This window comes from Flavobacterium flavipallidum (assembly GCF_038289905.1).
Classification (GTDB): Bacteria; Bacteroidota; Bacteroidia; order Flavobacteriales; family Flavobacteriaceae; genus Flavobacterium; species Flavobacterium flavipallidum.
This window is the reverse complement of record NZ_JBBYHU010000026.1, coordinates 44,699-58,788: the sequence shown is the minus strand read 5'-3', so window position 1 is coordinate 58,788 and position 14,090 is coordinate 44,699. Positions and strand designations below refer to the sequence as shown.

15 protein-coding genes are annotated in these 14,090 nt (G+C 34.4%); all 15 read right to left on the bottom strand.

The features are described from left to right. Positions 1–196: 196 nt before the first annotated feature. On the bottom strand, positions 197–958 hold the full coding sequence (gene trpA / locus AAEO59_RS12235; RefSeq protein ID WP_341701030.1) for a tryptophan synthase subunit alpha: 762 nt from the start codon (positions 956–958) through the stop codon (positions 197–199). Between the two features lie 124 nt (positions 959–1,082). Beyond that, on the bottom strand, positions 1,083–1,403 hold the full coding sequence (locus AAEO59_RS12230; protein ID WP_341701029.1) for a gamma-glutamylcyclotransferase family protein: 321 nt from the start codon (positions 1,401–1,403) through the stop codon (positions 1,083–1,085). Between the two features lie 138 nt (positions 1,404–1,541). After that, the gene (gene trpB, locus AAEO59_RS12225; RefSeq protein ID WP_341701028.1) at positions 1,542–2,723 is read right to left on the bottom strand and encodes a tryptophan synthase subunit beta; all 1,182 of its coding nucleotides are present in this window, start codon (positions 2,721–2,723) and stop codon (positions 1,542–1,544) included. A 2-nt stretch (positions 2,724–2,725) separates the two neighbouring features. Then, the gene (locus tag AAEO59_RS12220; protein ID WP_341701027.1) at positions 2,726–3,346 is read right to left on the bottom strand and encodes a phosphoribosylanthranilate isomerase; all 621 of its coding nucleotides are present in this window, start codon (positions 3,344–3,346) and stop codon (positions 2,726–2,728) included. A gap of 81 nt (positions 3,347–3,427) precedes the next feature. Further along, the gene (gene trpC / locus AAEO59_RS12215; protein WP_341701026.1) at positions 3,428–4,219 is read right to left on the bottom strand and encodes an indole-3-glycerol phosphate synthase TrpC; all 792 of its coding nucleotides are present in this window, start codon (positions 4,217–4,219) and stop codon (positions 3,428–3,430) included. A 67-nt stretch (positions 4,220–4,286) separates the two neighbouring features. Continuing rightward, a complete protein-coding gene (trpD, locus tag AAEO59_RS12210; RefSeq protein WP_341701025.1) occupies positions 4,287–5,279 on the bottom strand; it encodes an anthranilate phosphoribosyltransferase in 993 nt (330 codons plus the stop codon). Between the two features lie 90 nt (positions 5,280–5,369). Further along, entirely contained in the window at positions 5,370–5,936 is a 567-nt protein-coding gene (locus tag AAEO59_RS12205) for an anthranilate synthase component II (RefSeq protein ID WP_341701024.1), read from the bottom strand. 72 nt (positions 5,937–6,008) lie between these two features. Then, positions 6,009–7,409, bottom strand: a complete 1,401-nt coding sequence (locus AAEO59_RS12200) for an anthranilate synthase component I family protein (RefSeq protein ID WP_341701023.1) — start codon at positions 7,407–7,409, stop codon at positions 6,009–6,011. A 262-nt stretch (positions 7,410–7,671) separates the two neighbouring features. Continuing rightward, positions 7,672–8,238 (bottom strand): YceI family protein, encoded by a 567-nt coding sequence (locus AAEO59_RS12195; protein ID WP_341701022.1) that lies wholly within the window; start codon positions 8,236–8,238, stop codon positions 7,672–7,674. Positions 8,239–8,417: 179 nt separating this feature from the next. After that, complete coding sequence (locus AAEO59_RS12190) at positions 8,418–8,984, bottom strand: YceI family protein (protein ID WP_341701021.1); 567 nt, start codon at positions 8,982–8,984, stop codon at positions 8,418–8,420. Between the two features lie 26 nt (positions 8,985–9,010). Beyond that, complete coding sequence (locus AAEO59_RS12185) at positions 9,011–9,643, bottom strand: NAD(P)H-dependent oxidoreductase (protein WP_341701020.1); 633 nt, start codon at positions 9,641–9,643, stop codon at positions 9,011–9,013. 10 nt (positions 9,644–9,653) lie between these two features. Next, positions 9,654–10,109, bottom strand: coding sequence for a MarR family winged helix-turn-helix transcriptional regulator (locus AAEO59_RS12180; protein ID WP_341701019.1), 456 nt, complete (start codon positions 10,107–10,109; stop codon positions 9,654–9,656). Positions 10,110–10,290: 181 nt separating this feature from the next. Next, entirely contained in the window at positions 10,291–10,584 is a 294-nt protein-coding gene (locus tag AAEO59_RS12175) for a chaperone modulator CbpM (RefSeq protein WP_341701018.1), read from the bottom strand. After that, the gene (locus tag AAEO59_RS12170) at positions 10,581–11,480 is read right to left on the bottom strand and encodes a J domain-containing protein (protein WP_341701017.1); all 900 of its coding nucleotides are present in this window, start codon (positions 11,478–11,480) and stop codon (positions 10,581–10,583) included. Before AAEO59_RS12170 ends, AAEO59_RS12175 begins: the two co-directional genes overlap by 4 nt. Before the next feature lie 270 nt (positions 11,481–11,750). Beyond that, positions 11,751–13,991: a cation:proton antiporter gene (locus AAEO59_RS12165; protein ID WP_341701016.1), complete on the bottom strand. Its 2,241-nt coding sequence runs from the start codon at positions 13,989–13,991 to the stop codon at positions 11,751–11,753. Positions 13,992–14,090: the final 99 nt, after the last annotated feature.

Below are 14,090 nucleotides of genomic sequence, written 5' to 3'. Positions count from 1 at the left end.
TTTTTTAGCCGAAACTATATCTTGAAAAATCTCAAAAAGCAAAAATGACCGATAATGGATATCTAAAATCGGTCATTTTCTTTAATTTTTATTCAAAAGATAGATTACTTCTGAATGTGCCGAAAAAAATACCGCAAATTTACAAATTTTTAATCTGCGAATCTGCGGTAAAATAAATTTTTAATTCAGAAATAAACTATCCAATTGCTTTCACAAAATCAGCAATTTTTCCGCTGCCTTCTTCGGATAAATGTTTGATGAAAGCACTGCCAATAATAGCACCTTTAGCATATTGAGTAGCCTGATTGAAAGTTTCGGCATTGTTGATTCCGAAGCCTACAATTTGTGGGTTTTTAAGGTTCAAATCGGCAATGCGTTTGAAATAGTTTTCCTGTGTACTGCCAAAACCTGCCTGAGAACCCGTAACACTTGCTGAGCTCACCATATAGATGAATCCGCTGGAAACGCTATCTATAAAACGTATGCGCTCGTCAGAAGTTTGTGGTGTGATTAAAAAGATATTGATTAATCCGTATTTGTCAAAAGTAGCTTTGTATTCTTCGGCATAGACATCAACAGGTAAATCAGGTATGATTAAACCATCGATACCAATTTCGGCACATTTTTGGCAAAAAGCTTCTACACCATATTGTAACATTGGGTTGAAATACCCCATAATGATTAACGGAATTGAAACCGTTTTACGAATATCTTTTAATTGGTCAAACAAAATTTGAGTCGTCATACCATTGTGTAAAGCCGTCGTAGAACTCGCCTGGATGGTAGGGCCATCAGCCAAAGGATCACTGAATGGTAATCCAATTTCAATTAAGTCAACTCCGTTTTTTTCTAAGTCCTGGATAATTTGTACCGTATCGTTTAGATTAGGATATCCCGCCGAGAAATAGATGGAAAGTATTTTTTTGTCTTCTTGTAATTTTTGTTCGATTCTGTTCATTGTATAGTTTCGATTTTTACCACTAATTGTATTTTTATTGTAAACCATTAAGTAATTAAGTATAGTTAAGACTTAATTTTCTTAATGTCTTAATGGTAAAATTAATAGTTAATGCTATTTGTTTTTAATTAGTAACAATATATGCCCAGGCAGTTTGCAGGGATTCTAAGGTTACTTCGATGCGTTTGTAATGCAAACCTTCGTAGGTATCGGCAAGATAAACGTCTTTCTCAGAAATGTCATAAACAATTCCTGTTACGATGTCATCCGGATTATTAGTAGCAATAATAACTGGATATTTTTCTATACCAAATTCTTCTTCAATTTCGATATAATTAATCACAAAACCGATTAATCTGTCGGGAACACCTTTTAGCGTACGTCCAAAAATATTTTCCTGAATGTTTTTGTCTTTTAAAGTTCCGTAAGCAAATAATTTTTCCATTTGTGCTGGTTTGAAAATTGAACGTTCTAGTTTTTTTGTGCGTTAGGGATGGAAGCGACAGCCTATTATGCCGGTGTTCGGCATGATAGCTATAGCGAACAGCCCGACCCCCGATTTTTCTTCGGGGGTAACGCCCTGTTAATATTTAAAATATTCGATATAGTTGTTTAAATCTTTGTCTCCTCGTCCTGAAAGACAAATGACAACAACATCTTCGGGTTTGAATTTTTTGTCATCAAGAACGGCTAAAGCGTGAGAGGATTCGATGGCAGGGATAATTCCTTCGAGTTTACAAAGTTGCAATCCGGCTGTCATCGCTTCGTCATCGGTTACTGAGAAAAACTCAGCACGTCCTGTTTCGGCCAAATGTGCGTGCATAGGTCCCACACCCGGATAATCCAAACCTGCCGAGATTGAATAAGGTTCGGTGATTTGTCCGTCAGGAGTTTGCATCAACAGTGTTTTACAACCGTGGATGATACCTACTTTTCCTAATTTGCTCGTTGCAGCACTATGCCCTGAATGGATTCCTTTTCCTGCCGCTTCTACGGCTATGATTCCTACTTCGGGCTCATGCAAAAAGTGGTAAAAAGTTCCGGCAGCGTTACTTCCGCCACCAATACAGGCTACCACATAATCAGGATTTTCACGTCCTTCTTTTTCTTTTAACTGCCATTTGATTTCCTCAGAAATAACGCTTTGAAAACGGGTAACCATATCCGGATAAGGATGCGGTCCAATAGCTGAACCAATAATATAATGGGTATCAACCGGATTGTTAATCCAGTCACGAATGGCTTCGTTAGTAGCATCTTTTAAAGTTCTTGAACCTGAAAGGGCAGGGCGTACTGTTGCTCCCAACATTTTCATACGAGCCACGTTTGGCGCCTGGCGTGCAATGTCAATTTCACCCATGTACACAATACATTCTAATCCCATTAAAGCACAAACGGTAGCGGTTGCCACACCGTGTTGTCCGGCACCAGTTTCGGCAATAATACGTTTTTTACCTAATTTTTTAGCAACTAAGATTTGTCCAATAGTATTGTTGATTTTGTGCGCTCCGGTATGATTTAAATCTTCTCTTTTTAAGTAGATTTTGGTATTGTATTTTTCAGAAAGCCTTTTTGCAAAATACAACGGACTAGGACGTCCTACATAATCTTTTAATAATTGGTCAAACTCGGCTTTAAAATCCGGTTCAGCCATGATTTTTAAATATTGTTGGCGTAATTCCTCTACATTTGGATATAACATTTCAGGAATGTAAGCTCCTCCAAACTGGCCATAATAGCCTTTTTCATCAACGTTGTATAACATTATTATTTGTTTTTTATGGCGATGCACTGTAGTGCTTCTATATTTTTTAATCCTGGTTCTATTTCAAATTTACTGTTTACGTCAATAGCATAAACGGGTAAATTGGTTTTTATTATTTCATTGACAGCATCCATTTCGTCAAGACCAATTCCGCCACTAAGGAAGAACGGTTTTGTTGAAGGATAGTTTTCCAATACTTTCCAGTCAAAGGTAGTTCCGTTTCCTCCAGGCAATTTTCCTTTGGTATCAAAAAGAAAATAATCGCAGGCTTTTTCAAACGGTTCCAAAACGGAGAAATCAAAATCATCGGCTACCGAAAATACTTTTATGATCTCAATATTTGCTGCTAATTGCGTTTTCAAATTTAAACAAAATTCTACAGATTCCTCTCCGTGTAACTGTACGGCTTGCAAATTATGATTTTCTACCTTTTTAACAATATTTTCGACTGATTCATTGACAAAAACACCGGTTTTTTTAATAGAGTCTGGTAAATCAGGCATGATGCCATCAAAATATCGGGCTGATTTTTCCCAAAATATAAATCCCATATAATCGGGTAGGAGCGCGCCTACTTCGAGCATATTGTCGGGATATTTCATACCACAGATTTTTAGTTTCATAATTTGTTTTTTTTAACCGCAAAGAGAAAGAAGTTTTCGCAAAGTAAACAAAGCTGTAAGCTGAATACTTAATTCTGCCTTCTAACTTCTAACTTCTAACTTTTGTATAAATTCCGTAGCTGCTTTTCCGGCATTAGCTGTTTTCATAAAGTTTTCACCAATTAGGAATCCTTTGTATCCGTAAGGTTTTAGTTCGTTAATGGCTTCAACAGAACTGATTCCGCTTTCAGAAACTTTTACGAATTCATTCGGGATTAGATCGGCTAATTGCTTGCTGAAATCCAGACTTACTTCGAAAGTTTTCAGGTTTCTGTTATTTACCCCAATCATGTCCAATGTAGGCATAATTGATTTTTCAAGTTCTTCCTGATTGTGAACTTCCAATAAAACTTCTAATCCTAAGCTTTTAGCAAATTCAGATAACGATTTGATTTCTTCGCGGGTTAAAACCGCTGCAATTAACAAAATCAAATCGGCACCATGTGCCTTGGCTTCTAAGATTTGGTATTCGTCAACAATGAATTCTTTTCGCAATAGCGGAATATTTACCGAAGCTCTGGCTAATAGTAAATCGTCCAATGAACCACCGAAATATTTACCGTCCGTTAAAACTGAAATTCCGCAGGCACCGGCACTTTCATATCCTTTTACGACTTCTTCTACCGTAAAACCATAGTTGATTTCGGCTTTAGAAGGTGAACGACGTTTGTGTTCTGCAATGATTCCTGAGTTGCTGTTTCTTAAATTGTTGCTCAAAGAAATGATCTTTTTTTCAAAGAAAACCGAAGCTTCCAGTTGGGAAACCGGAATGATTGATTTTTTTAAAACTACTTCTTGTTTTTTGTCAACTATGATTCTATCGAGTATATTCATTTTGTATTATTTTGTCAAAAAGACACAAAAAATAATTCGTGCTAATTCGTGAAATTCGTGTTTGTTTTTATCTGCTCAATTCCTGTAATTTTTTCAAAGCTGCTAATCCTTTTCCTGAGAATAAACTTTCCTTAGCCTGTTCAAATCCTTGTAATGGTGTGCATCCAGTTACGGTAGCAATTGCTAAACCGGCATTGGCACAAACCACATTGTTTTGGGCTTCGGTTCCTTTTCCGGAAATGATATCGATAAACATTTGTGCCGATTCTTCTACTGTTTTTCCGCCTTCAATTTCGCTTTGTTTGATTAAACTTACTCCAAAATCTTCAGGGTTAATCATTCTTTCAGTTTTATGGGTAATTACCTTTGTAGCCCCTGTTAAGGATACTTCATCATAACCGTCTAAGGCGTGTACAATGGTGAAATTGCTATCGGTATTTTGATACAGATAAGCATACATTCTGGCCAATTCTAAATTGAAAACCCCTAACAATTGATTCTTTGGAAATGATGGATTAATCATTGGTCCCAAAATATTGAAAATAGTTCTTACGCCTAATTCTTTTCGGATAGGACCTACGTTTTTCATAGCAGGATGGAACAGGGGAGCGTGCAGAATACAAATTCCTGCCTGGTCCACACATTTTCTTAGGAAATCAGCGTCGTTGCTGAATTTAATTCCTAAACTTTCCATTACATTGCTGGAACCCGTAATAGAAGAAACACCGTAATTTCCGTGTTTAGTCACTTTTACTCCTGCTCCGGCCGTTAAAAAAGAAGCTAAAGTAGAAATGTTGAAAGTGTCTTTTCCATCACCTCCGGTTCCTACTAAATCGATGGTGTTATAATCGGATAAATCAATGCGGACACACAATTCCTGAAGGGCTTCTCTAAATCCGGCTAACTCGTCGATGCTAATGCTACGCATCATGTATACCGTTAAAAAAGCGGCAATTTGACTTGGATTATAGCTTCCGTTAGAAATATTAACCAATACGTTTTTAGCTTCCTCTTTGGAAAGTAATTCGTTATTGATTAATCGATTTAATATGTTTTTCATTTTTTTTAAGTTGCTATCCCGATAGCTATCGGGACTAAGTTACTTAGATTCTAAGTTTTTAACTGAATACTGAAATCTGTTGACTGAATACTATGAATTAACCCAGTTTTCCAGCATTTTTTTTCCGTTTGGTGTCAACACACTTTCCGGGTGAAATTGCACTCCGCGAACATCAAATGTTTTGTGACGTAAAGACATCACCTGACCGTTTTCGTCAAAAGAAGTGGCTTCTAAATCCGCTGGTAAAGTAGCATCAACAACCCATGAATGGTAACGGCCTACTTCAAATTCTTTTTCTAAGCCCTGAAATATAACTTCATCATCAACAACTGTTTTTACAGGAGTTGCTACACCATGATATACTTTGTCTAAGTTAGAAAGTGTTCCTCCATAAACTTCACCGATAGCTTGCTGTCCTAAACAAACCCCAAAAATGCTTTTGGTAGGACCGTATTTGGCAATAACGGGTTTTAATAGACCAGCTTCATCAGGAATTCCAGGCCCCGGAGATAGTAAAATTTTGTCAAATTTTTCTACTTCTTCCAACTCAAATTCATCATTTCGGTAAACAGTAACCTCACAATTTAAATCTTCCAGATAATGAACCAGATTATATGTGAAGCTATCGTAATTATCTATAACTAATACTTTTTTCATTTTATATTTAATGATTTAAAGATTGAAAAATTTAAAGATGGGTAATTTTTCAATCATTGAATTTTTCAATTTTTAAATAGTTTCAGCTAAATCCAAAGCGGTATTCAAAGCTCTCAATTTATTATATACTTCCTGCATTTCGCTTTCTTCATCAGAACTGGCAACTATTCCGGCTCCAGCCTGAGAATGTAATTGGTGGTTTTTACTTAAGAAAGTACGAATCATAATGGCGTGGTTAAAATTGCCTTCAAAATCCATAAAACCAATAGCTCCACCGTAGAAACTACGGTTCGTAGTTTCATAATCTTCGATTAATTGCATCGCTCTGTGTTTTGGAGCACCACTTAAAGTTCCTGCCGGGAAAGTATCGGCAACAACCTGCATTGCAGTAGCATTTTCATGAAGATGTCCGGTAACTTTAGAAACCAAGTGGATTACGTGAGAAAAGAATTGTACTTCTCTGTATCGTTCTACGTTTACGTTATGTCCGTGACGACTTAAATCATTTCGTGCCAAATCAACTAACATAACGTGTTCGCTGTTTTCTTTTTTATCTTCGGATAATTTTTTAGCCAAAATAGCATCTTTTTCATCATCACCTGTTCTTCTAAAAGTTCCGGCTATAGGGTGAATTTCGGCTTTTCGATCTTTTACGATAATTTGGGCCTCTGGAGAAGAACCGAAGATTTTGAAATCTCCATAATCAAAGAAGAATAGGTAAGGAGATGGGTTGATACTTCTTAAAGCACGATAAACATTGAATTCGTCTCCTTTAAATCCTTGCGTGAAACGTCTTGAAATTACTAATTGGAATACATCACCACGGAAACAATGTTTTTTGGCTAAAGCCACATTGTGCTTGAATTCTTCATCAGTCAGGTTAGAGAAACCTTCTCCTTCTTTTGTGAATTTATAAGAAGGTATATTTCGGGATTGCATTAATTGTTCAATTTCGGCAATGTTGTTTCTGTCATCAACACTGTGGCAGAAAATATAAGCTTCATTTTTAAAATGATTGATGGCAATGATGTTTTGATAAACAGCATAATAGACATCAGGGATCGTGTTGCTGTTTTCTTTTTTGGCAATAGTAACTTTTTCAAAGTAACGTACCGCATCATAAGAAATGTATCCGAAAAGTCCGTTATTAATAAACTTGAAGTTGTTTTTCTCTGATTGGAACTGACCTGAGAATTGTTGGATAACCTCCGGAATATTTGTATTAGCATCTATAGCAATTGTTTCGTTAGTCCCGTCAGGAAATTGCTTGAAAATAGTTTCGTTTTCAATTTTAATCGAAGCTATCGGGTTGCAACAGATATAAGAGAAACTATTGTCATTACCATGATAATCACTACTTTCTAATAAAAGACTATTAGGGAATTTATCTCTTATTTTAAAATACACGCTAACCGGAGTAATGGTGTCAGCCAGTATTTGTTTAAATTTTGTATTAAGTTTAAATTGTTTCAATTGTAATAAAATTTAAAATTATAATTGTTGTTTTTTTCTTTGGCACAAAAAAAAGGCCTGTCGTGATGACAAGCCTTTGATATTTATTTAGAATAATACTATAGGAGCTTAGTTCACGACTATTGACGTAAATTGTTCCACCACCAAGTATTATTATTGTTTCTTTTCATTTTTTTTAATCTTGAGACAAATATATAAATGATATTTGATTTTTCAAATTTTAAATGATAAAAATATTAATGTATTTTTCTGTTGCATTATTTTAAAAAACTAAGTTGACTTTTAATTCAAACAGATCATAAATTGTTTTATCACCTAAATCATCAAAATAGCTTCCTGAACCATATTTGATGTCATACTTTGTTCGATCAACATTTAGAATTGCAGTTGCAGAATTTCCTTTGGTGTTTAAATCAAAAATTATAGGATTCGAGATTCCTTTTATTGTTAAGGTGGCTATGACGGTATAAATGTTATTTCCTTTTGGCGTAATATTTTTGAAAGTTAAAATCGCCGTTTTGAAATTATTTATCCCAAAAAAATCATCTGATTTTAAATGTCCTTCCAGTTTTGCTTTAGAACTTCCCGTTTGATCGGTATTGTTCAATGTTGTCATATCGGCAATAAAACTTCCTCCGATGATTTTGTTAGCTTTAAAAACAAGTTCTCCTTCCTTAAATTTTATTATTCCTTCATGTTCCCCTGTTATTTTTTTTCCTGTCCAGGTGATGAGACTTTTAGAAACATCTATTTTTTTAGTTTGTGCTTTTGCTCCGGATAAAGAAAAGAGGAAAAAGAGCGTCAGTAATACAAGTCTTAATTTTTTCATTTTGTATGAGGTTTTGGTTAATACTGGTTGAAAATAAGTGTTTTATCTCTCAAAGTTACAATAAAAGCTTAAGATTTTGTTTGAAATTACTATAAAACGATGTTGGAAAATAGAAAAAAATGAACAAAAAAATAACCCCAACATTTCGTTGGGGTTATTAAAGTAAAATGAGGACTAAATTAGAATTTTATAGCAACAGCTAATTCAAACTCGTCATTGATCGTTTTGTCTCCTAAACCTTGGAAAAAGTTTCCTGAACCATATTTAATGTCATATTTAGTTCTGTCAACTTTGAATGCAGTTGTAGCAGTATTTCCTTTAACAGCAAGTTCAAAATTAACTGGTTTAGTAATACCTTTGATAGTCAAATCAGCAGTTACAGTATAAAGATCTTTTGCTTTTGTGTTAATTTTTTTGATAACTAAAGTAGAAGTTGGGAATTTATCCGTTCCAAAGAAATCGTCTGCTTTTAAGTGACCGTTTAATTTACCTTGGTATTCTCCAGTTAAATCAGTAGCTGTTAAAGAAGTCATATCAACTGAAAAAGAACCACCTACTAATTTTTTACCTTTTAAAACTACAGCTCCGTCTTTGAAGTTTACCGTTCCAGAGTGTTCTCCAGTTACTTTTTTACCTACCCACTTGATGGTTGAAGCTTTTGCGTCAATTTTTTTAGTTTGTGCGTTTACTGAAATTCCAGCTACAGCTACGAATAATGCGATTGCGATTGATTTTAAATTTTTCATTTTGTTTGTTTTAAATTGATTGTTAATTATAGTGTAATAAATAATTCTTCTTTTGATTTTCTAACTTTTTTGTAATGTTGAGTAGTGTCTTCTTCGTGTCTGTAACCTAAAGTAGCAATAAGTGAAGTGTTAAGTCCTAATTTGTCAAGACCTAAAATTTCGTTTACTTGTTCAGGAACAAAACCTTCCATAGGTGTAACGTCAATTTTTAACTCAGCTGCAGCATTTAATAAATTTCCAAGAGCTAAATACGTTTGTTTTGAAGTCCAGATTTTTTTAGTGTCTTCCGGAAGACTTAAAAGTTTTGATTTCATAAAATCGGCGTAGCCTGATAAAGCTTCAGCAGGAATGTTTCTTGTAGCGCTAATGTTTGCAATGTAATTATCGATACTTTGTTCTTCAACTTGAGTTTCATTTGCAAAAATGATAAGGTGAGAAGCATCTACAATTTGTGTTTGTCCCCATGCAGCTGGTTGAATTTTAGCTCTTAATTCGGGATTTTCAACGATGATTACTTTGTAAGGTTGTAATCCGTAAGAGGATGAACTCAGGCGAATAGCTTCTTTTAAAGTATTCAAGTCTTGTTCTGAAATTTTTTTGGATGCATCAAATTTCTTTGTTGCATATCTCCAGTTTTGATTTTCTATAAAGGTGCTCATAATTCTATTTTTATTGATTTCTATATTTTTCTAATAATTCGTTTAGTTTTTCTAATTCTTCAAGGCTTAGATTTGAAGTTGAAGCATTTTCATGGGCTATAACTTTTGGATCTAAATCGGCTAAAACGTCTAATCCTTTTTGCGTAATTAGAACTTCAATTTTTCTTCGGTTCTCCGGACAGACATTTCTAGTTACTAATTCTTTTAATAAAAGTTTGTCAACAAGGCGGGTAGTGTTACTTGTTTTTGCAAGCATACGTTCCTGAATAACACACATATTAGCAGGATTTCCTTTTTGTCCTCTAAGAATGCGTAAAACATTGTATTGTTCACTTGATAAGTCGTAGGGTTTTAATAATTCATTAAATTTTTCACTCAGGATATTATTAGTATATAATATATTGAGAATAATTTTTTTTGAAATGTCTAATGCAACCGTACTTTTTATTTCATCTTCAATTTTCATTTCAATACCTTTTTTATTTGTTGATACAAATGTAACACATTTTTTATTTGTATATACAATTATTGTGATGAAAAATTTCATATTTTTTTGTTAAAATGAAAATGGCTACTTGTGAGTGGCTGAATTTATTGGGTTTTATGCTATTGGTTGAATGAGGTTTTTTTTGGATTTCTTTGTGAATCTAGTTTTCGTATAGTAATAAACGGTTTCTAACTCGTAATAATTCAGTTTGTAAGGCGTCAATCTTTTGAAGTAAATTAAGAACAACATCAATTCCTTCAATGTTTACGTCTAAATCTTTGTGCATGCGTACTATTTTTTCAATTTCATAGATGGATTCTTTATGGACATACTGAATGTTATCGACAAATTGAATTTCGATTAAGCCATTTTCATCAAGCGTATTGAAAAAACTAATTTCAACTTTATAATGTTGGCATAAAGTTTTTATGGGTATAAAGTTATCAGTATTCATGTTGTTCTTAATTTAGAAAGTTCGGTAAATAATTCTAGTTCTTTTGGTGTTAGGTTTGTAGGGATTTTAATTTGGAAAGTGATATATAAATCGCCAAAATGGCCTTCTTGCTTGTAAACTGGAAATCCTTTTCCTTTGAGTTTTATCTTTGAACCGTTTTGAGTGCCTGGAGTTATTTTAAGTTTAGCCTTTCCGTCAAAAGTAGTAACAGTAACTTCTCCCCCCAAAACCGCTTTGTACAAATCCAGTGTGACAGTTGTGTACAAATTGTCCTTGTCTCTTTTAAAATCAGGATGATTATGGATTGTAAAAGTAATGTATAAATCACCATTAGGACCACCGTTCATGCCTTCGCCACCGTGGCCGGGAATTCTAATAGTTTGTCCATTTTCAATACCTGCAGGAATGGTGAAACGAATGTTTTTTCCATTGATCATTACAGTTTTTTTATGAGTAGTGTAAGCTTCCTCCAGATTTAGCTGTAACTCGGTGGTAAAATCGTTTCCTTTAAATTGTTGGCTTGAACTTCTGCGACGACTGTTTCCAAAGAGTGATTCAAAAAAATCCGAATAATCATCATTAGCATCTCTGCCATAATTATTAAATTCTTCCTGAGAACCTCCGGAACCATAATACCGTTGATGTTGATTGGCTTTTTCAAATTCGGCAGCATGTTCCCAATGCTCTCCGTAAGCATCGTACTTTTTTCTTTTTTCAGCATTTCCTAAAACTTCATTGGCTTCATTAATTTCTTTGAATTTTTTTTCGGCCTCTTTGTCGTTTGGGTTGATGTCAGGATGGTATTTACGGGCTAATTTTCGGTAAGCCTTTTTAATTTCAGCGTCAGTAGCTTTTTTATCTACTTCCAGAACTTTGTAATAATCTATAAAGGCCATATTGAATTGTTTTACAATTACTATTCGGTTAGCGTTCTTATAGTTTTTCCAGTGGTGAAGTCAATTTTGTTTCACATTTTTCACCCTTTTTCTACTATAAATTTAGTTAAATTTCAGTTGAAAATGAATAGATGTGACCTTTATTTTTATAGAATAGCTTTATTAATTTGTATTGCATTTTCAATTCTTGGTTCAATCGTAAAACAAAAAAAATGCCTGAACATTTGCTTGGTTCAGGCATTTTAATTTTTGTGAATTTTATAAATAGGCTTATTCTTGGAATAAGGTAGCCATTAATTTTTTGCTTCCAACAATCCAAAGCAAATCATTTTTTTCCAAAATAATATTGGATTCCGGATTTAAAATTCGGTTTCCTTTTCGTTCGATACTTACTAATAATCCTTTAGTACGTTCCCTTAGTTTTGATTGACCAACGGTTTGGCCTATAAATTCGTCATTATGTAAAACAATTTGACGCAGAATAATTTCGTCTTTGGCTACTGTTTCAGGAACTTCTACTTCGTTTTGCTTTAGGAAGTTTGCAAATTCTTTGACCTGAGCGTCAGAACCGATGACACAAATTTCGTCACCGGGAAACAATCGTTCCATTTTATTTGGAATTTGGATAACAATATCACCTCTTTTAATATAAGCAATATTGACCCCAAGAAGTTCTCTCATTTTGATTTCTCGAAGTGTTTTTCCTGCCAAATTGGATTCTTTTGATATTTCAAAGGTAGTCATGTGACCATCCCAAGATGTTAAATAAGTATAACTTCGGTCTATCTTTTTTTCTTCTCTATCGTTGAGATTGGTTAGGAAATGACGTTCTATTTTATGGTATTGTTCGTGTAATTTTTTAGGAAATAATAAATAAATTACAATCGCAGTTACCAATGCAAAAAAGGCAATGACAGGCGAGAAAAAGATATTCAATAAAAATCCAATATAGAATACGGCTAATGCCATACGGAAGAAGAAAAGCATTAAAATAGGTCCTCGGTATCTTTTTTCTTCAAATAATTGGTCTACTTCTTTTACGGCCACACGACGAAGTGATAAGGCCCATAAAAAAGGCGAAATAATTACCATAGTAATTAATGCGGCAATGGCATTTCCAAATTTAGAATCCACTACTAAAGGCAATACAAATTTAGAAGACATCAAAATGATTGATGTAATAATAATAGTGTGCAACAGAATTTGAACCAAATGGGCTCTGATAACCACTTGCCAAGTACTTACTGATCGAATAGCCTGCGCATTGGCACTATAACGGGCGATTCTTTTAGTCCATTTTCGGGGTAATTTTTTTTCAAGATAGACCGAAAAAGGTACCGCCATTTTAACCATAAACGGAGTGGTAAAGGTAGTAACTGCCGAAACGGCTACAACAACAGGATATAAGAAATCGCTGGTTACATTCATAGACATTCCCAGAGTGGCAATAATAAAGGAGAATTCCCCAATTTGTGATAAACTCATTCCCGTTTGTATTGATTGTTTTAAAGGTTGTCCTGAAATAATTGCTCCTAAAGTAGAACTGATAGACTGTCCAAAGATGGTAACTAGCGTTAAGATTGCGACCGGTAGCGCATATTCGGTCAAGGTATCCGGGTTTATTAACATCCCTACCGATACAAAGAATACAGCTCCAAATAAATCTTTTACGGGTTTGATAAGATGTTCAATGTGTTCAGCATGGGTTGTTTCGGCAATAATAGAACCCATGATAAAAGCACCCAGTGCCGGTGAAAAACCTACGTTTGATGCCAAAATTACCATCATTAAACACAAGGCTAATGAAAGAATCAACATCATTTCATCCGTTAGTAAGTGTTTGGTTTTTTTTAATAAAGTAGGAATAAAAAAGATTCCGCCCACAAACCATGCAATCAGGAAAAAACCTAGTTTTAATACGGATAATAATAATTCTCCTCCTGAAAATTGCTGACTTACCGCTACTGTAGATAATAATACCATCATCAAAATGGCAACAATGTCCTGAACAATAAGAGAACCAATTACAATTCCGGCAAATTGTTGGGCTTTTACTTTTAACTCATCAAAGGTCTTTAGGATAATGGTGGTAGAAGAGATAGAAAGCATGACGCCCAGAAAAATACAATCCATTTGTTTCCAGCCCATCCATTTTCCAACAAGGAAACCAATGAGTACCATGGATATGATTTGAGTGATCGCCGTTATGGAGGCGGTGCCGCCCACTTTCATTAATTTTTTAAAACTAAATTCTAGGCCCAGGCTAAACAATAATATTATAATACCTATTTCGGCCCAGATTTCTACACTGTGAACATCTTTTACCGAAGGGAAAAAGTCAAAGTTATTTCCGGCTAAGAATCCAGCAATTAAATAACCCAGTACAAGTGGTTGCTTGATTTTTTTAAACAAAAGTACGGCTATACCAGCAGTCATAAGGATTAATCCTAAATCACTAATTAAGGGTTTTAAATGTTGGGATGCTTCAGCAACAGCAGCGACTGTACTCATATTTTAAATTTTAATGCAATGTTGTTAAAAATACTAAATGCTCTTTTGATGTGCAATTTTAGTACGTAATTAACATAGATTTATAAAAAAAGTCCCGTC

What these genes read in the sequence shown, in the direction of transcription:
- AAEO59_RS12190 (WP_341701021.1), bottom strand. Translation starts at nt 8,984, where the DNA reads ATGAAAAATTTAAAATCAATCGCAATCGCATTATTCGTAGCTGTAGCT.
- AAEO59_RS12185 (WP_341701020.1), bottom strand. Translation starts at nt 9,643, where the DNA reads ATGAGCACCTTTATAGAAAATCAAAACTGGAGATATGCAACAAAGAAA.
- AAEO59_RS12230 (WP_341701029.1), bottom strand. Translation starts at nt 1,403, where the DNA reads ATGGAAAAATTATTTGCTTACGGAACTTTAAAAGACAAAAACATTCAG.
- AAEO59_RS12175 (WP_341701018.1), bottom strand. Translation starts at nt 10,584, where the DNA reads ATGAATACTGATAACTTTATACCCATAAAAACTTTATGCCAACATTAT.
- trpD (WP_341701025.1), bottom strand. Translation starts at nt 5,279, where the DNA reads ATGAAAAACATATTAAATCGATTAATCAATAACGAATTACTTTCCAAA.
- AAEO59_RS12180 (WP_341701019.1), bottom strand. Translation starts at nt 10,109, where the DNA reads ATGAAAATTGAAGATGAAATAAAAAGTACGGTTGCATTAGACATTTCA.
- trpA (WP_341701030.1), bottom strand. Translation starts at nt 958, where the DNA reads ATGAACAGAATCGAACAAAAATTACAAGAAGACAAAAAAATACTTTCC.
- AAEO59_RS12170 (WP_341701017.1), bottom strand. Translation starts at nt 11,480, where the DNA reads ATGGCCTTTATAGATTATTACAAAGTTCTGGAAGTAGATAAAAAAGCT.
- AAEO59_RS12195 (WP_341701022.1), bottom strand. Translation starts at nt 8,238, where the DNA reads ATGAAAAAATTAAGACTTGTATTACTGACGCTCTTTTTCCTCTTTTCT.
- trpB (WP_341701028.1), bottom strand. Translation starts at nt 2,723, where the DNA reads ATGTTATACAACGTTGATGAAAAAGGCTATTATGGCCAGTTTGGAGGA.
- AAEO59_RS12220 (WP_341701027.1), bottom strand. Translation starts at nt 3,346, where the DNA reads ATGAAACTAAAAATCTGTGGTATGAAATATCCCGACAATATGCTCGAA.
- trpC (WP_341701026.1), bottom strand. Translation starts at nt 4,219, where the DNA reads ATGAATATACTCGATAGAATCATAGTTGACAAAAAACAAGAAGTAGTT.
- AAEO59_RS12205 (WP_341701024.1), bottom strand. Translation starts at nt 5,936, where the DNA reads ATGAAAAAAGTATTAGTTATAGATAATTACGATAGCTTCACATATAAT.
- AAEO59_RS12165 (WP_341701016.1), bottom strand. Translation starts at nt 13,991, where the DNA reads ATGAGTACAGTCGCTGCTGTTGCTGAAGCATCCCAACATTTAAAACCC.